This window comes from Variimorphobacter sp. HTMS_6, assembly GCF_059717775.1.
The window spans coordinates 2,223,658-2,241,480 of the sequence record NZ_AP046094.1 but is presented as its reverse complement, the minus strand read 5'-3'; the positions used below and the strand labels follow the sequence as shown (position 1 = coordinate 2,241,480).

The 17,823-nt window shown below is 34.0% G+C and carries 13 protein-coding genes; 11 read left to right on the top strand and 2 right to left on the bottom strand.

Annotation, left to right across the window (positions count from 1 at the left end):
• Positions 1 to 33: 33 nt before the first annotated feature.
• Complete coding sequence (gene pcrA / locus AC6IWN_RS10085; RefSeq protein WP_497987284.1) at positions 34 to 2,358, bottom strand: DNA helicase PcrA; 2,325 nt, start codon at positions 2,356 to 2,358, stop codon at positions 34 to 36.
• Between the two features lie 290 nt (positions 2,359 to 2,648).
• Here pcrA and AC6IWN_RS10080 point away from each other — a divergent pair, with 290 nt between their 5' ends.
• The gene (locus tag AC6IWN_RS10080; RefSeq protein ID WP_497987283.1) at positions 2,649 to 3,356 is read left to right on the top strand and encodes a DUF1836 domain-containing protein; all 708 of its coding nucleotides are present in this window, start codon (positions 2,649 to 2,651) and stop codon (positions 3,354 to 3,356) included.
• Positions 3,357 to 3,492: 136 nt separating this feature from the next.
• Here AC6IWN_RS10080 and AC6IWN_RS10075 read toward each other — a convergent pair whose 3' ends face one another.
• A complete protein-coding gene (locus AC6IWN_RS10075) occupies positions 3,493 to 3,807 on the bottom strand; it encodes a YerC/YecD family TrpR-related protein (protein ID WP_497987282.1) in 315 nt (104 codons plus the stop codon).
• Between the two features lie 430 nt (positions 3,808 to 4,237).
• On the opposite strand from AC6IWN_RS10075, the gene AC6IWN_RS10070 reads away from it, so the two are divergent.
• The 10 genes from AC6IWN_RS10070 (at position 4,238) to AC6IWN_RS10025 (ending at position 17,734) form a co-directional block, all read left to right on the top strand.
• A complete protein-coding gene (locus AC6IWN_RS10070; protein ID WP_497987281.1) occupies positions 4,238 to 5,176 on the top strand; it encodes a hypothetical protein in 939 nt (312 codons plus the stop codon).
• 112 nt (positions 5,177 to 5,288) lie between these two features.
• Entirely contained in the window at positions 5,289 to 6,692 is a 1,404-nt protein-coding gene (gene rlmD, locus AC6IWN_RS10065) for a 23S rRNA (uracil(1939)-C(5))-methyltransferase RlmD (RefSeq protein WP_497987280.1), read from the top strand.
• Positions 6,693 to 7,069: 377 nt separating this feature from the next.
• The gene (locus tag AC6IWN_RS10060) at positions 7,070 to 8,905 is read left to right on the top strand and encodes a DUF815 domain-containing protein (protein ID WP_497987279.1); all 1,836 of its coding nucleotides are present in this window, start codon (positions 7,070 to 7,072) and stop codon (positions 8,903 to 8,905) included.
• Between the two features lie 759 nt (positions 8,906 to 9,664).
• Positions 9,665 to 11,275, top strand: coding sequence for an IS1182 family transposase (locus AC6IWN_RS10055; RefSeq protein ID WP_497987278.1), 1,611 nt, complete (start codon positions 9,665 to 9,667; stop codon positions 11,273 to 11,275).
• A gap of 499 nt (positions 11,276 to 11,774) precedes the next feature.
• Positions 11,775 to 12,407, top strand: a complete 633-nt coding sequence (locus AC6IWN_RS10050) for a DUF5343 domain-containing protein (protein ID WP_497987277.1) — start codon at positions 11,775 to 11,777, stop codon at positions 12,405 to 12,407.
• 9 nt (positions 12,408 to 12,416) lie between these two features.
• The gene (locus AC6IWN_RS10045; protein ID WP_497987276.1) at positions 12,417 to 12,992 is read left to right on the top strand and encodes a Swt1 family HEPN domain-containing protein; all 576 of its coding nucleotides are present in this window, start codon (positions 12,417 to 12,419) and stop codon (positions 12,990 to 12,992) included.
• Positions 12,993 to 13,777: 785 nt separating this feature from the next.
• Positions 13,778 to 14,770 carry an aromatic acid exporter family protein gene (locus AC6IWN_RS10040; protein ID WP_497987275.1) on the top strand — a complete coding sequence of 331 codons (993 nt, stop codon included), beginning with the start codon at positions 13,778 to 13,780 and terminating at the stop codon, positions 14,768 to 14,770.
• Positions 14,771 to 14,919: 149 nt separating this feature from the next.
• Positions 14,920 to 15,147 carry a hypothetical protein gene (locus AC6IWN_RS10035; RefSeq protein ID WP_497987274.1) on the top strand — a complete coding sequence of 76 codons (228 nt, stop codon included), beginning with the start codon at positions 14,920 to 14,922 and terminating at the stop codon, positions 15,145 to 15,147.
• Positions 15,148 to 15,632: 485 nt separating this feature from the next.
• On the top strand, positions 15,633 to 16,154 hold the full coding sequence (locus tag AC6IWN_RS10030) for a MarR family winged helix-turn-helix transcriptional regulator (RefSeq protein ID WP_497987273.1): 522 nt from the start codon (positions 15,633 to 15,635) through the stop codon (positions 16,152 to 16,154).
• A gap of 209 nt (positions 16,155 to 16,363) precedes the next feature.
• Positions 16,364 to 17,734: an MATE family efflux transporter gene (locus tag AC6IWN_RS10025; RefSeq protein WP_497987272.1), complete on the top strand. Its 1,371-nt coding sequence runs from the start codon at positions 16,364 to 16,366 to the stop codon at positions 17,732 to 17,734.
• Positions 17,735 to 17,823 lie beyond the last annotated feature (89 nt).

Genomic DNA, 17,823 nt, shown 5'->3' with positions numbered 1-17,823 from the left:
AGCATTATTGAGAGAATTATGCAATAATACAAATTAATCAATTTTTTTTAGATTTGCAAAAGTAGATAATAGCTTTTTGGTACCAAACTTCGGGAAATCAACGGTAACTTCATAATCCTTACCGCCTTTTGTTAAATCGATAACCAGTCCAACACCGAACTTAATATGCTTTACGGTATCGCCAACACCATAATCCAAGGTTACCATCTTATTTCCTTCAAACTGCTTTGTTGTTGGAGATATAAATGGCTTATGATCCCTTTGTGGCTGCTTATAGTTTCCCGCCGTCGGTTTGTCAAACAGATCGGAATCTGCAAAGTTCTTACCGAAAGAGGGTGTACTTGAAGACGTTGTGGAGGTATCTTTGAAGGAATAGGAGGATTTCTTTGGCCCTGGCAATTCCATCTTAAGTAAGTAGCGAGGGATCTCATTGATAAAACGGGAAGGTCGATTAAATTGAGTTTCGCCACGAAGCATGCGCTGTTTAGCAGCAGTAAGTGCTAATTTTTTCATCGCACGGGTAAAACCTACATAACAGAGTCTTCGTTCTTCTTCAATCTCTTCTTGCGGATTATCGGAGAAGATGGACATATATCCAGGAAAAACCCCTTCCTCCATACCACATAAGTATACATACGGGAATTCCAAGCCCTTCGCACTATGAAGGGTCATAAGTACAATTTTATCTGCGTCTTCATCCAGATTATCGATATCAGAAACCAGTGCAACTTCTTCTAAAAATCCGCTGAGGGTAGGCGGCTCCAAGCTATCTTCTTCGTAAGATACCATCTTATTCACAAGTTCGTTAATATTAGATATTCTTTCTTGTGATTCTTCGGCACCTTCCTCTTCTAACTCCTTTAAATATCCGGTAGCATCCAGTATATCATCAATTAGATCTTTTAGTGCATAACCATCTTGCCCAAGTCGTGACTTTAATCCTTCAATCAAGCTAACAAAAGGCATAAGCTTTGATGCGGTTCGTTCAAGGCCTGGGATATGTTGAGCACGGGTGAGAGCATCATAGAAGCTGATTTCATTATTGATGGCATAATCATTCACTCGATCCACGGTTGTAAGACCAATACCACGTCTTGGTACATTGATAATACGCTTTACAGCGATATTATCCAAACCGTTATCAATTGTCTTTAGGTAAGCCAAGATATCCTTGATCTCTCTACGGGAATAGAAGTTTGTACTACCAATAATCTTATATGGGATATTTTTTCTTACGAGCTTTTCTTCAAATTGCCTTGACTGTGCATTCGTACGGTATAGAATAGCAAAGTCATGATAGGAGGCGTCTCCATTTTCTACCGCTCTGCGAATCTCGGAGGTAATATTATCAGCCTCTTCAAAATCATTATCAAACTGAGTGAAGAATACAGGATCACCGTCTTCGTTATCAGTCCAAAGAGCCTTTTCCTTACGTCCCTGGTTATTACAGATTACCTCGTTCGCTACACTCAGAATATTCTTAGTAGATCGGTAATTTTGTTCTAGTTTAATTACGTTCGTATTCTGAAATGTGTTCTCAAAGTTTAATATATTATAGATATTAGCTCCTCGGAATTTGTATATGGACTGATCATCGTCACCAACGACGCAGAGATTATATTCACGGTCACCATAATCATTCAAACCGGAAGCAAGTAAGCGAATTAGATGGAACTGAACAGTATTGGTATCCTGATACTCGTCCACCATAATATAACGGAAGCGGTTTTGGTAATAGGTCAATGCTTCAGGTGTAGATTGAAAGAGTTCTACAGTCTTCATAATCAGATCATCAAAATCCATCGCATTGCTGGCTTTAAGCCTCTTTTGATATTCGATGTAAGCCTGTGCGTACCTTGCTTGTTGGAAATCGCTTTGAGAGATACGGGAAAACTCCTCCGGTGTAACCAGTTCGTCTTTCGCTTTAGAGATAACGGATAAGATGCTTCGCTCATTCGTCTTCTTTGTATCAATCTTCAAGTACTTACAGATTTCACGCATTAAGGTCTTTTGGTCGTCCGAATCATATATAGTGAAGCTTCTGGAATAACCGATGAAATCCGCATATCTTCTTAAAATACGGACGCAAGTAGAATGGAAGGTGCTAACCCAGATGTTTTCTGAACCGTTGCCGACAATCTTGTCCACACGTTCCCTCATCTCACGCGCGGCCTTGTTGGTGAAGGTAATCGCCAGGATATGATATGGATTTACCCCTCGTTCCTCGATCAGATATGCGATTCGGTGGGTCAATACTCTGGTTTTACCTGACCCTGCACCTGCTAATATTAATAGTGGACCTTTATCATGAAATACTGCCCGTTTTTGTTCGGGATTTAACGTATCATAAATACTCATTATATATACCTACCTATCCTGTGTTATAGATGGGTCAGTTTCCATTATCTTCATACTGACCACAAACATATGTTTATTATAGCATGGGAGGGGGGAAGTATCAATCCTTGAAAAATAACCAAAAGTTAAGTAAAAAACTGAAAGATCTGTGAAACATGAGGGAGATTAAGAGCAGAAATATACACTATATATTGGGATAATAATACCGGTCATCTAGACTGTTTTACCTTTTAACTAATTATTTTTACTTTGACATCTAGTTTCTAGTACTATATAATATAACAGAGGTGATGGGAGTGGAAACGACGAAAGAAGAGTATATCAAAGATTTAATTAGCAGTTTAGAGAATGTAAAATATATCATGCCGGACGATATTCCGAATATTGACCTGTACATGGATCAAGTTACTACGTTCATGGACAAGCATCTGAAATCCTCCAAGAGATACAGCGAAGATAAGCTTTTGACAAAAACTATGATAAATAACTACACAAAGAATGAACTGTTGCCTCCGCCCAACAAAAAGAAATATACCAAGGAGCATATGTTGCTTTTGATATTTATCTATTATTTTAAGAATATCTTATCCATCAGTGATATACAGAGTATCTTTAATCCGTTAACGGAACGCTATTATAAGGAAGGCTCAAGTGTAAAGCTTGAGACGATTTATGAAGAGATATTCCGATTAGAGAAAGAGCAAACGGAATCATTGACAAAGGATATCGTGCGTAAGATGACAAAGGCACAGGAGTCTTTTGCGGGGGTAACCAATAAGGAGGATCAGGACTTCCTTACGACATTTTCCTTCATCAGTATGTTATGCTTTGATGTATATATGAGAAAGCATATGATAGAGAAGATGATCGATGACTGCTTAATGGGAGGAACAAGGCCGGAGTCGAAGAAGGAAACAGCAAAGACTGCAAACAAAGAAACAGTAAAGACTGCAAATAAGGCTGTAAAAAAACCTTCGAAACCCGAAGCTGGAAAATAGGACGAAGTAAAAAAGAAATTAGGAATATATTGATAATATATAATAGTTATTCAAATTAATAAGGGCTGTTGTATTATACCATTTCAAATATAATGGTATAATACAACAGCCCTTTGTTATCTAATTAAAAATTCAATTATTCTTGTTCAATGTTTTCCGATTCCGAATCAGCCATTCTGGAAAATACCATATCGTAACCATCATTACCATAGTTCAAGGAACGATTCACGCGACTGATTGTTGCTGTTGAAGCACCTGTTCTCTCGGCGATTTCCAAATAAGTGTTATGATTACGAAGCATTTTTGCTACTTCAAATCGTTGTGATAATGATAATAATTCATTCACAGTACAGATGTCTTCAAAAAATGTATAACATTCCTCCGGATTTTTTAAACTTAATATAGCATCAAATAGATGGTCAACGGCTGTAGTTTTTATATTCTTGCTCATCGGTAGGACTCCTTTCATAGCGTGATATTACTTATAATATATATCAAGATTTTAACACTGTAGAGTTGTAAAGTAAAGAGAATTTTGTGTCATTTGACGTATTTACAAACAATATTATCAATTGATTCTACATTTTGGATAAAACTAGATAAAGATTTGTAATTGAATCGACTAATATATTGTTTCGTGATAGAATTGTTTCCTATTAACAGGGAAAATTATACAATATGAATCGCCATAATAGTTCCTATTAAATATTACATAAACAAACAGTAACAATTATAACTTAAAAAAACAAAAAATACAAGTTCTAATCAAAATCCAATCACTTTTTATAGAAGATTTAATGCTTGATTTTACTTCATATGGTAAAATATAGAAAATATTATAAAACTAAGCATTAGATATGCAAGTAGTAGAGGGAGAGAGAATGCATCAATTGATTAGTCAACAGTTGCTAGAAGCACAACAAGAAGTATTAAGTATGCAAAAAATCGAGAGTAAGTTAACTGAATTAAAGAAACAAAGGATGGAGATTAGCAGCAAGGTCTCGGAATTAACTGAGATTTTAAAGAAGGAAGACATGGATGTAGATAAGCTGGAGGGGAAAAGCTTATCTCATATATTTCATTCGTTTTTGGGAGATATAGAAGGTCGTTTATCTAAGGAGAGACAAGAGGCATTGGCTGCAAGGTTAAAATATGATCAAGCTACAGCGGATTTGAAGTTGATAGAGGATGAGATTTCTGCTCTGGAGGAAGAATTGGTTAAGTTTAAAGGTTGCAGTACTCGTTATACCCAGCTGGTAGAAAGCAAAAAAGAGTTGCTTTTGTCAGAGAATTCATTAACAGCAAAGAAACTTATTGATATGAATACTCGGCTAAATATATTGAATAATCAAGGGAATGAGATTAATGAAGCGATTGATGCAGGCAGACGAGCATTATATTATTTGAAAAGCGCAACTGAGAGTTTAGAGAGTGCAGAAGGCTGGGGTACATTGGATATGATCGGTGGCGGATTGATGACTGATATGGTAAAGCATTCCCGTATCGATGAGGCGAAGGAAGCCGTGGGAGAAGCACAGTCAGCATTAATTTCATTTCGTACAGAATTAGCTGATATTCATATAACAGAAGAAATTAACATCAATACGGATGGCTTTGGAAAGTTCGCTGATTTTGTGTTTGATGGACTCGTTGCAGATTGGTGTATGCAATCGAAAATCCATGAGTCACAGGAAAGTGTGCAAATAGTGTTGAACAAAATCGAGATTGTTTTATCAAAATTAGAAGTGATTAAGAAGGAAAACAACCAACAGGTTCAGGAGGCTAAAAAAGAGATAGATAAAATTGTTCTAAATGCATGATGTAAGAAGGTAGACAAACCAAGCATTTCTCTTTATAATGATACGAGGTATAATTAATGGAGTTGACTAAAAGGAGGAACGGTTTGTCTATTATGACAAATCAATAACATAGATGAAAAAAGGACAGATATACGAAGGTGTAGTAAGCAGAGTGGATTTTCCGAATAAGGCGGTTTTGCAGGTTGAGGGCGAGAAGGTTATCGTTAAGAACGGTATGCCGGGACAAAAGATATCCTTTGCTATCAATAAGAAAAGAGCTGGGAGAGCAGAGGGTAAGTTACAGCAAGTTCTGGAAAAATCACCGTTGGAAAATAGGGACAAATCCTGCAAGAACTTCGGTGACTGCGGTGGATGTACTTATCAGACAATGTCCTATGATAGCCAGTTGGATATGAAGATGAATCAGGTAAAACGTTTGATTGATCAGGTTTGTGAGAATTATACCTTTGAAGGCATATTGGGAAGCCCGACGGAATTTTGCTACCGCAACAAGATGGAATTCTCCTTTGGTGATGAGTTAAAGGATGGCCCACTAGCGTTAGGTTTACACAAAAAAGGCAGTTTCCATGATATTATTACTGTAAGTGATTGCCAAATTGTGGATAAAGATTTCAATTTAATCCTTAACTGTGTATTAGATTATTGCACAGAAAAAGGATTTGACTATTTTCATAAAGTAACCCATCAAGGTTATCTCAGACATCTCCTTGTCAGAAAGGCAGTAAAGACGGGTGAGATATTGGTAAATATCATCACAACCACACAGGAGGATGGACGAAATTTGCAGGATGAAGGTCACAAAGAGGATGCTGTCGATATCTTTGAATCCTTAGCAATTAAGTTACGTGAATTACCGTTAGCAGGAAGCATCGCAGGAATTCTTCACACCTATAATGACAGCCAGGCTGATGTTGTAAAATGTGATCGTATGGTGATGCTCTATGGTAGAGATTATATTTATGAGGAACTGCTTGGACTGCGCTTTAAGATTTCAACCTTTTCCTTTTTTCAAACCAATTCTCTGGGGGCAGAAGTACTGTATTCCAAAGCTAGGGAATATGTTGGTGAGACAAAGGAACGTACGATATTTGACTTATACAGCGGAACCGGAACAATCGCTCAGCTTTTGGCACCTGTTGCCAAGAAGGTAACCGGTGTTGAAATCGTTGAAGAAGCGGTCGAAGCTGCGAAAGAAAATGCTTCACTGAACGGATTAACCAACTGTGAATTCATCGCAGGCGATGTGCTTAAGGTGATTGATTCCTTAACAGATAAACCGGACATCATCGTTCTTGATCCGCCAAGAGACGGCATTCATCCAAAGGCTTTGGATAAGATTATCGATTTTGGAGTTGATCGAATCGTGTATATATCCTGTAAGCCAACTTCACTGGTGAGGGATCTCGAAGTGTTGCAGGAAAAGGGATATAAGGTGGATAAGGTATGTGCAGTGGACATGTTCCCTCAAACGGTGCATGTTGAAACCATAGTTCTTTTGCAAAAGAAAAACAGTTAAAATTATTGGAAAAATAAATTTGAAAAATTTATAAAATTGAGGACATGAGAGTAGTTCAAAAAATCTCATGTCCTTTTTCTATTGAAAAGTAAATGATATTAAATCGTTAAATATATACTGTATAATGTTTATCATGAAAAGTTGTTGTATTATAAAAATTTAGGATTATCAATAGATAATATGGCAATATATGCTATAATATTCCATATGGAATTATATTAACTTAAGAAATATAAGACCATATGACAAGAATTTATTTGTTGAACTTGTAGCATATGTAAAAACAGCATCGAGGTAGTGAAAGAAAAAGCATTGTATTAATGTAGTAAACCGAAGCACTTACAAGTTGATTCTTTCTATAGAGCGAGAGGAATAAAATGCAAAAAAGGAAAAATTACATAGGTAAAGGAAATACTGAATTAGACCCAAAAATTAATCCGTCAGATAGAATATTATACGAGTTTGATGATGCTCAGAGGCATATTTATTCAAGTGTACGAAAAGATTTAAATGGGAAGTTTACCAAAAATATTCTATTGGGAGGAGTTAGGGGGTGTGGTAAAAGTTCTTTGGTAAACCTAGCGGCAGACTTGGAAAAAAACTTAGTTGTAAAAATTGACTGTTCCATAGCTGATGAAGAAGCAGATTTGCTAACACTTATTATAAACGAACTAAAGAAAATATTGGATAGCAGTAAAATAACATTAGATGACAAATTATCTAAAGAGGTTAATAAATTAATAAGAGAAATAACTTTTTGCGCAACAAATGTCTATAAAGTAACAGCCTTAGAAAGTGTTCAAGAAGAGAGTGAGGGCATTGCTGATTTTGTTGCTGATTTCTGTATGCCACTTAAGCTGATTAATTTTAAGTCAAGTATTCAGGCAAGATTGAAAGAAGTTCTTGTTTCAAAAAAAGATAAAACAGAGGAATTTTTCCAACAGAGAGTAACTGCCTATTTTGAAAGAAAGACGGCATTTGGATTATTAATTGATAAAGTAAACGAAGTAAGTGGGAAGAAATTAGTATTTATATTTGATGAAATTGATAAACATAATGTGGACTTTTTGGACAATATTTTTGACAAGTATAAATCATTTTTAACATCTGGAAAATCAACTAATATTTTTTTGATCAATATATCTCAGTATTATCATATAATATGCGGAAATGCATGCGATAATATTGCAGCCTATTTTGATAAAAAATATTTTTTAAGGGCTGCTTCCTTTCGCTTGTTTAAAGATATTTCTTACAATGATATTTGTTCAAGTGTCACTCTTGAAACAAATTATTATTTGAACCAAGGTATATTTAGAAATGTATATGCGGATTTGGATGCTGGATATAGAGATAAATTTCTCTTGCTTAAAGCTAAATATTATATTAAACTGGTCGAGTTTGTAAATAGTTGTGATGAGCTGGATGATTTCGTAAAAGAAATACTTGTGTCAGTCTTGAATAAGGTTTTGAAAAGAGGAATTATTGGTAATAGCATCGATCTAAATAATTTAAAACAAATTTGTTCTGAAGAATTTTCTGTTTTTAAAAATATCCAGTTACAGGAATTGATTTTGTATATTTTGAAGTCTCATGCAGCCAATACCGAAAATTGGATTATTCTGAAAGAAGATGAATTAATGGTAGACTATGATATATTCGAAGAAAAGTATATAAAAGAGTTGTATAACAGTTCTGATAATGAAAATTCATCTAGCTATTGGGAAAATTATAAAAAGGAAACAGAAGGAGCAGAAGATAAAACTCTACATGTTTATGATAGTAAATTTAGAGAAATAAATGATGGTCAAATAAAGCTGAGAAATTATGATGATTTTGAATTTTTTCTAATAGATGATAGCAGTAATTCACACGAGGATATTATTAAGACATTATTGCTCGATACAGATATTGTCACATTTATTAGGGTGAAAAAGAAGAATTCTCTAGGGTATGAGTTTGGATATGTATTTTTTATAGATTCGTCAATTAAAGGTAGATATGTTTTATACTATGACAATGCAAGTTGGTCATATGAATGCTTTAGGATTAAAGAAAAAATTGATAATTTTATTTTAGCAAATAGAATTAAAGAAATTGAGGTTGAAGTTGATAGCAATTTTAAAGCAAGTAAGGATAATTTGCGACTTATAGTAGATAAATTCAACCAGCATGAAAATATAACAAAAGATTGGATTGGTTTGAAATGGTAACATTCCTTAACTTAGTTAATCAATATATGGAAATCAGGCGTTGGAATAGTTCAGATGCGAACACACTGCGATTAGAATTATTAATGAATTGGAGGCCACCATGCCAAAAAAAGAAAGATGAAATCACCATTCATAGTTCAACAGTAGAATACTTGACTTTGTCGCAGCGGTTGAGATAAGACTGACAGCATGGAAATGTACTATGAAGATGAAAATACATGTCTGACACAAAATATGATGGTGGTGCTTTACAATGTAGATGTTCGAACTATCAGTGAATATATCAAAAAAATTATTCGGGTGGTGAATTATGCATGTTGATGGCAAATTAACACAAGAAGATATGAAGACCCTAAATAAATAATATATGGTAAACCATTTGACAGGAATATTATCTTCAGTTTATGAAGGAAGATGACTACAATTAGAATTATTATATAGTTTTCTCCAAAATTATGACGGTGATTGAGATAAGGCCGAACCTGATAATGAGGAATTAGATTTAATTGGGAAGGAAAGTCTTGGATTATTGAAATAACCTTCTTATATAATGCAACAAAAATTTATTTTAAACTTATTGGCTTCAGTTTTATCTATTTTACTATTTTAAAGCGTAACAAGATAGTTTGCCTGTTAAAAGAAATATATATAGTTTAAGAGGGGCTGTTGCAAAACAAAATAGTTTTGTAGCAGCCTCTTTTCTATGCAGAAACAAAAATGCGGATTCCGAAGAATCCGCAAAAGTGGTATAATTAGGTCATGCGAATAACACAATTACACAAGAAAAATTATACCGAACTTAATCAAGGATATCAACTAGTTTTACCATTAAGTTTGGAAGGTTTGATACCTGAAGATGATTCTGTCCGACTGCTGAGCCACATATTGGAGGGATTAGATTACACAGAGTTGTATAAGGCTTACTCTTCTACAGGAAGAAATCCGGCAGTGGAACCACAGACCATGTTCAAGATCATGACCTATGCTTATTCACAGAACATATACTCAACTAGGAAAATCGAAACAGCATGCCGCAGAGATATTAACTTCCGCTGGCTTCTAGCCGGACAGAAAGCTCCTGATCACGTTACTATTAGCCGCTTTCGAAGAAACTATCTATCAGAAGGAGTGGTTGACCGACTTTTTTATCAGATGGTTCTAGTTCTACATGATATAGGTGAAATTCAGTTTGAGAATGCATTTATTGACGGAACAAAAATCGAGGCAAATGCCAATAAATACACATTTGTCTGGAAAAAAGTTATTCTTAAGAATGAAGATAAGATGATGGATAAAGCTATAAAACTGATAGCTGAAATTAATCTGTCAGAAATCAAAGAGTTTTCTTTTTCAAAGGAAACTGCTATTCAAGATATTGAAGGTATTCTTTTATGGTTATATTCAGAAAAAGAAAGCAGAAAAATCCCATTTGTACACGGTATAGGAAAGCGAAAAACACAGGTTCAAAAATGGATTGAGCAATTAGAGGAATATAAGGAACGAAAAGAAAAATACGATATTGGCAAGGAGCTTATGAAAAACCGAAATAGCTATTCCAAAACAGATGAGGATGCAACCTTTATGCATATGAAGGAAGATCATATGCGGAATTCGCAGTTAAAACCCGGGTATAATGTACAAATCGCGGTTGAAAGTGAGTATGTAACAGGAGTAGAGATTTTTCAGGATAGAAATGATGTGGCAACCTTAATTCCCATGTTAAATGGTATGTTGGAAAAGTTGGGACGTAAGTACACGAACCTTATTGCGGATTCGGGATATGAGAGCGAGGAAAACTATCGATATCTAGATAGAGAAAACATTACACCATATATCAAACCTCAAAGTTATGAGATATGGAAGAAAAAAAGCTTTAAGGATGATATCAAAAGATCTGAAAACATGAGATATTTAGAAGAGGCAGATGCTTATGTCTGTGCGAACGACCGAATTTTGTGGCCAGTAGGAATTCATCATAAGAAATCAGCGTCCGGCTATCGCTCCAGACTTACGGTATATGAATGTGAGGATTGCAATGGATGTTCCTACAAGTCCAAGTGTACAAAAGCGCAAGGAAATAGGCGAATGGAGTTATCTAAAACATTTATTAAGGAACGAAAAAAATCCCATGAAAATATAATGACAGATCAGGGAATTAAGTTGAGAGTTAATCGATCCATTCAGGTAGAAGGAGCCTTTGGTGTCCTGAAAAATGATTATGATTTCAATCGATTTTTAACACGAGGTAAAAACAACGTAAAAACTGAGTTTATTCTTCTTTGTTTAGGCTATAATCTCAACAAACTGCATGCAAAAATCCAAAATGGACGACTAGGAAACCACCTACATCCAGTAAAAGAAAGTGCATAAATTCAAGAAAAGTACATATCTTTATTAAAGTCGCGCTAAAACCCAAAAACAGATCTTAGACAAGGACAATCGAAATGATATGTCTTATTTTTTTTGCCTATAAAGAAAGAACGTGCTGCAAAACCATTTATTAAAACAGTTTTGCAACACGCATTTTTTGTTTCTGAATTATGTAAGGTATTTAACCAGAAAATATGAAATTCAATAATGCAAATACTTGATTAATTTACTTTATAGACATATAATAAATATACAAGAATTTCCACTAAAAAGTTATTTAATATTTTATAATTCATCAAAATGAGAAAATATATTTGGTGAGTTTACTACAATATAGTACTATTTTTTGATAAGAAGGATTTGGGAAAATAAAAAAGAATAAGGTTAAATATTGACTTATAAATAAGTTTTATCATATGGAATTTATCTACATATAAATTCTAGCTTAAGTATTGTTGAGAGGAATAATAAATAATGTTAAATAAAGGAGGAAATATAAATGGCTGTTATTACATCGTATTTGAATACTACTAAGAATTTTGAGGCAATTATTAATTCTATTTTAGGTGCTAGAGCTCCTGAAAGATTTAACGTAAAATTTCTAGAAGATTTAGGATTTAAAAGTAGTAATGATAGGCTTATGGTTGGAGTTTTCAAAGGATTAGGATTGATTGATGAGAGTGGTGTACCAACACAAGTTTACTATGATTTTCTAGATCAAACTCAATCTAAAGTAATTATGGCTCAACGCATTCAAATTGCTTATAAAGATCTGTTTGATTTACGTACTGATGCTCAGAATATGACAAATGAAGAAATAAAAAATAAACTTCGTACAATAACACAGGGACAAAAAGGAGACAAGGTTATTGAATGTATGGCGTTAACTTTTAGAGTTCTATGTAATTATGCTGATTGGGATCAAAAAATTATTAGCAAGTCCTCTGTTACTCAAAAATCAGTTCAAAATAAGAATGAAGAAGAAGTAGAGCATACTCACAAACCTGAAGTATATACCAAATCAAAAAATGACATGAATTTGCATTATAATATTCAAATTCATTTGCCGGAAACTACAAATATGGCTGTTTATGATGCTATTTTTCAAAGTCTAAAAAATCATTTAATGTAGGTGGATTTTATGGAAGATAAATTATATTCCTTTATAATGCGTGGTGAATTGACAAAAGTTGCTTTAGAAGGTTCGGGTGTTGTCAGTAAGCATTCATCTTCTGATGCTTTGGCACAAGAATATATTAAATGCTTATCTCTTGATTTATTAGATGATGAATGTGTAAACAGGGCAAAGGAAATGGCAACTATTTACACTGCAATTGCAGCTTTTGAAAATATGGTAAGACAGTTTATTGTTAAGATTTTATTAGAGTATAAGGGAGAGAATTGGTGGGAAGAATGTGTATCTGAAAAAATAAGAAAGGTTGCAGAAACACGTAAAAAAGAAGAAGAGAAAATAAAATGGCATACACCACGTGGAGATTCTATGATTAATTATACGGAATTTGGTGATTTGATATCAATAATGCAACAAAATTACGACTTATTTGAAGTTCATATCATATCAATTGATTGGGCTAGACAGATAATACAAACTTTAGAACGTTCTAGAAATGTTATTATGCATAGTGGTGAATTGGGAAAGCGCGATATAGAACGTATCGGTACAAATATACGAGACTGGATTAGTCAAGTAGGGTAATAAAACGAATTATACGATATATATATTGAAACATGCAAGGTAAAATAGTATGCATAGCACTAGAGTACATATTGAAATTGTGGAATATAACATTTTAACTTAAAAGATACCCTGACTCCAAGGACCCACCAGGTTCTCACGACATCATTATTGTCGCTTCAAGGCATGTGGAGACGGTAGTATTGATGTCAAGGGTGTGATGTCTCTCAAATCAGCATAAATACAGAGTTTTTGAAATAACTTTATTTCTGAATAGGTGAATTTAACGCCAAAAGGTTGTGTACGGGAACGTATCGAAAGGAAAAATTATAAGTTAACAAGTTGTTTTTCTGGTATGTTTGATGAGATTGGATAGATAACGATATGGTTGAGTGATTAGGATGGATGTTGTAAGGCTTACAATATCCATCCTATTTCATATTAGTTTTATAAGACGAAACGAATTAAAGTATATATTAATTATGGACATAATTCAAACATTAACATAATTCAAACATTAACATAAAGTAATATCACATGTTTTTTGACTATAAGGAAAATTATTGATATAGTTTATGAAGATGGTTTTACATTATGAAGCTCTATAATTTTATCTTATTAAAATCTATAAATACTTTTTGAGTGTGAGAAAATGAAAGTTGAGTGGTTTGTATAACCAAAAAACATAAAATATGATACATGCTACTAGAATATACGCATACATCTATGATTTTTAGCAGTATTATTAGGAAGTATATCATTATATTAGCATTGATGACCTTACTGTAGTGAAGGAGAGGGAGAATATGAATCAATATATAAAAGTAGCGAAAATAGCTGTTGGTAGTGCTGCTGCAATTATGTTTGCATATACTTTAGGACTGAATTATGCTGTTTCAGCAGGAATTATTACGCTTTTAACGTTACAGGATACCAAAAAGGCAACCTTGCTTATTGCAGTTAAGAGAATTGCTGCCTTTATTCTGTCTGTTATCATAGTGTTAATTGTATTTTCAACTTTATCCTATACCCCTATCGCTTATGGGATTTTTTTACTAATATTTTCCGGCACATGCTATTATTTTAAAATGTATGATGCTATTCCAATGAATGCAGTATTGGCTTCGCACTATTTATTAGAAAAAGATATGTCGGTAGCCATGATTGCAAATGAAGCTTTTTTATTACTGATAGGAGCAGGTATTGGAATTCTATTGAATCTATATATCCCAAGCAATGTAATGCACATACGCAAAAAACAACGCATCATTGAAGCGGATTTGAAGTCTATTCTGTCACAGATGGCTGATAAACTCCTGAAGGAGGATAATTCTGACTATAATGACAACAACCTGGCATTGTTAAAAGAGCACATTTCCATTGGCCTTCAACAAGCGTATACCAATATGAATAATACCTTTTTTCAGGAGACTCGGTATTATATTGAGTATATGGAAATGAGGAAACAACAGTCTAAAGTTTTGAAAGAAATCTACGAAAAAATAGAAAATCTCACAACGGTTACTCACCAATCCCATGAAGTGGCAGATTTTATTAGGAGTATTTCCAAGACTTTATCTGAATCCCAAAATGCCAAAGGATTATTACTTATGGAGGAGACTTTATTATTAAAGTTTAAGGTGAGTCCTCAGCCGTTAACCCGAGATGAATTTGAGCATAGAGCAGTACTTTATATTATATTAATGGACTTTCAAATTTTTCTTAAGATGAAGGAAGAATTTGCGGATTCTTTAACAGAGGAACAAAAGAAAAAATATTGGAAGAATGAATCCGTTTGATTCGAAATCAATGGATTAAAGTGTATAATAGACTTTCTTGCTTTACTTTGAATATTATTATATATGTGAAATAATCTTTAGAATATAATAACAATAGAAAATTTATTAAAAGGTTTTGAGGCAGATACCAACAAAATAGGAGAGAGGAATTGCCTGATTTTGAAACAATAATTTCAATTGTTGAAGAATATTATTCTGAAGAGGAAATGAGTCTGAGAAGGCGTAATATTCTTAGAGATTGGGTAAGAATGCAAATAAATAATTTAATAAAGAAGGCAGTTATGCCTTCCTCATGGCAAAAAGGTAAACTTCACTACATCAATAACTTACCGTCAGCATTCAATGCACGTGGAGACCGTGGTACTACTACATCGTAAATAATATCAATGTATTGCAAGCAATACATTAGTATCCTTGATTTTCGACATTTTGAGAGGTTTTACCAGTTTTCACAAAGGGACCGAGAAAGGGAATCCAACGCAAGAATTGGATTTCTGATGGTGTGAACGTGTCAGAGGTTCTTGATATGGTGTCCGGGAACACATCAAAATAAAGTTAACATTTTACTGTTTTTTATTATTCAACTAAATAGGAACAGATCGCGAAACCATTCGTTTTCAAGCTAATTGAGAATGAATGGTCTCTTTTTGCTGTGTACCAGAAATAAAACGGAATGATAAGGTTGGTTTGATTATAAAGAACTTATAGACCATGATTAATAGTATTTTCGAATTCAATATGGATAGTAAAGATATAATAGAAAGGTACCTTTAAAAGTGTGTTGACAAATATATAAGGTACCTGTATAATATAAATATATAAGGTACCTTTTGAAATTTGTACATAAAAAGGAGGAATGTTTATGCAAGAACAAAAATTTGACTTAATTATGCAGTTGACACGTGTTGAGTGGTTACTTCATAAGTATCACCAACAAAACCATATGAATTTTGGACCGATGGGAGATCCACGAAAGGGACAGGGAAGAATTTTAAGCATTCTTAAGATGAAACCAGAGATCAGTCAAAAGGAATTATCATATTTACTTGAAATGAGGCCACAGTCGTTAGGTGAACTTCTTACAAAGCTTGAAAAGAAAGGATATATAAACAGGACACCTTCGGAAACCGACCGCCGTGTTTTAAATATCAAGCTGACCAAAGAAGGAGAAGAAGCAACTGCGGAATCAACGGAACAAGAATTTAGCTTTGATAAGGTGTTTGAATGTTTGAATGATGATGAACAACAAAACATGAGCAATTATTTAGATAAAATTATTAGGACATTAGAGTTACAGGTTGACGATGAACAGTCAAAGCCCAACTTTGATCTTCGTAGGAGAGACGGAATTCCATTCGACAGGTTAAGTAATCCCCGGTTATGAAGAACGGGGAAAAAGCATTTTGATGCTTGGCATGAAAAGAACCATTATTATGGAGATAATTCTACCGGACAACAAAGAAAATCAGATTACGAGTAATCAGTTTTTAGCAGCATAATATATGAAGGCGCTGCGCAAATGACCTATAAAGTCAGCGCCTTTATTTTTTTGCGCCGATTTTTGCGCAAAATGAATAGAAAGGAGTATTTATTATGGAAAATATGGATCAAAAATCACTTTATTATTTAGAGAAGGCACCAGTTTCAAAAGCTATTATGCACATGGTAATCCCGATGATGTTAAGCTTTATTGCTACAATTATTTATAATATTACAGATGCCTATTTTATTGGAAAGTTGAATAATACGGCAATGATGGCTTCAGTTACTTTGGCATTACCGTTTTCATGTGTTCTGATGGCATTTGGACATTTGTTTGGTGTGGGTTCAGGTACATTCATTTCAAGACTTTTAGGTGAAAAGAATATTGACCGTGCGAAACAAGTCAGTTCCATTAATTTATGGTCGTCAATGATTATGGGTGTTGTTTTTATGGCAATTTGTCTACCATTTTTATCATCCATTTTGGGGATGTTAGGAGCTAATGGAGAGACGTTTGTACATACAAAGAACTATCTCTTAATGTTCATCCTTGGTTCACCATTTGTCATTGCCAGTATATCTCTCGAAGAAGCAGTTAGGGCAGAGGGAGCATCCACAGCATCAATGATTGGTATGATATCAGGAGTTGTAATTAATATCGTATTGAATCCAATTTTTATTTTTGTACTTCACATGAATGTTATGGGATCTGCATTAGCTACAGTGCTCGGTAACGTGACATCAGTAGTATGGTACATGTATTACCTTCAGAAAAAAAGTCGTGTCCAGAGTATATCAATTAATGAATTTAAGCCTAGTAGGGAGATTTATGCGAATATTCTGAAAGTTGGTGTTTCAGCATTTTTACTAGATGGGTTTATGGTAATTACAAGTCTATTATATAACAATTATTCGATGATTTATGGGGATAGTGTTGTAGCTGGATTTGGTATCTCTCAGAGAATCATTCAGATTATTGATTTTATTAGTATGAGCTTTGCCATGGGAGCAGTTCCCTTAATTGCTTATGCATATTCTGCTCAAAACAACAAGCGATTAATGGAGATTATTAAGAAAACTATAGTGTATATGCTGGGTATTATAGTAACAATGTCAGTAATTCTGCTAGCTTTAAAATCACAGGTTATTGGGATCTTTAGCATTGATCCAAAGGTGATTCAAATTGGGCAGCGAATACTATTGGCACAGCTTTGTTCTACCGTCTTTGCAGCTTTATCAGGTATATTTACAGGAATATTCCAGGCGTTTGGAACGGCTGTTCAATCAACAGTAATGTCAATACTTCGCGGTTTGATTTTTATACCAATTCTTATTATTGGAAATATGTTATTTGCTGTGAATGGTGTTATTTGGGCGATGACCATATCAGAAGGAATAACAGCTGTGGTAGGAATCGTTCTTTGGATCGGAATCAGAGAAAAGATATTGAAGCATTTGTTGATTATTCAGGAACATGAATAAAACAAGAGGAAAAGATATCTCAGAGTGCTTAAAATTCTTAAAGTAATATTAAAAGTTTGGAATATTATGGACGTAAAGAATTCCTTGGG

Coding starts and splice junctions, on each gene's coding strand:
- pcrA (WP_497987284.1), bottom strand. CDS start 2,358: ATGAGTATTTATGATACGTTAAATCCCGAACAAAAACGGGCAGTATTT.
- AC6IWN_RS10070 (WP_497987281.1), top strand. CDS start 4,238: ATGCATCAATTGATTAGTCAACAGTTGCTAGAAGCACAACAAGAAGTA.
- AC6IWN_RS10060 (WP_497987279.1), top strand. CDS start 7,070: ATGCAAAAAAGGAAAAATTACATAGGTAAAGGAAATACTGAATTAGAC.
- AC6IWN_RS10075 (WP_497987282.1), bottom strand. CDS start 3,807: ATGAGCAAGAATATAAAAACTACAGCCGTTGACCATCTATTTGATGCT.
- AC6IWN_RS10080 (WP_497987283.1), top strand. CDS start 2,649: ATGGGAGTGGAAACGACGAAAGAAGAGTATATCAAAGATTTAATTAGC.
- rlmD (WP_497987280.1), top strand. CDS start 5,289: ATGAAAAAAGGACAGATATACGAAGGTGTAGTAAGCAGAGTGGATTTT.
- AC6IWN_RS10030 (WP_497987273.1), top strand. CDS start 15,633: ATGCAAGAACAAAAATTTGACTTAATTATGCAGTTGACACGTGTTGAG.
- AC6IWN_RS10040 (WP_497987275.1), top strand. CDS start 13,778: ATGAATCAATATATAAAAGTAGCGAAAATAGCTGTTGGTAGTGCTGCT.
- AC6IWN_RS10045 (WP_497987276.1), top strand. CDS start 12,417: ATGGAAGATAAATTATATTCCTTTATAATGCGTGGTGAATTGACAAAA.
- AC6IWN_RS10025 (WP_497987272.1), top strand. CDS start 16,364: ATGGAAAATATGGATCAAAAATCACTTTATTATTTAGAGAAGGCACCA.
- AC6IWN_RS10050 (WP_497987277.1), top strand. CDS start 11,775: ATGGCTGTTATTACATCGTATTTGAATACTACTAAGAATTTTGAGGCA.
- AC6IWN_RS10055 (WP_497987278.1), top strand. CDS start 9,665: ATGCGAATAACACAATTACACAAGAAAAATTATACCGAACTTAATCAA.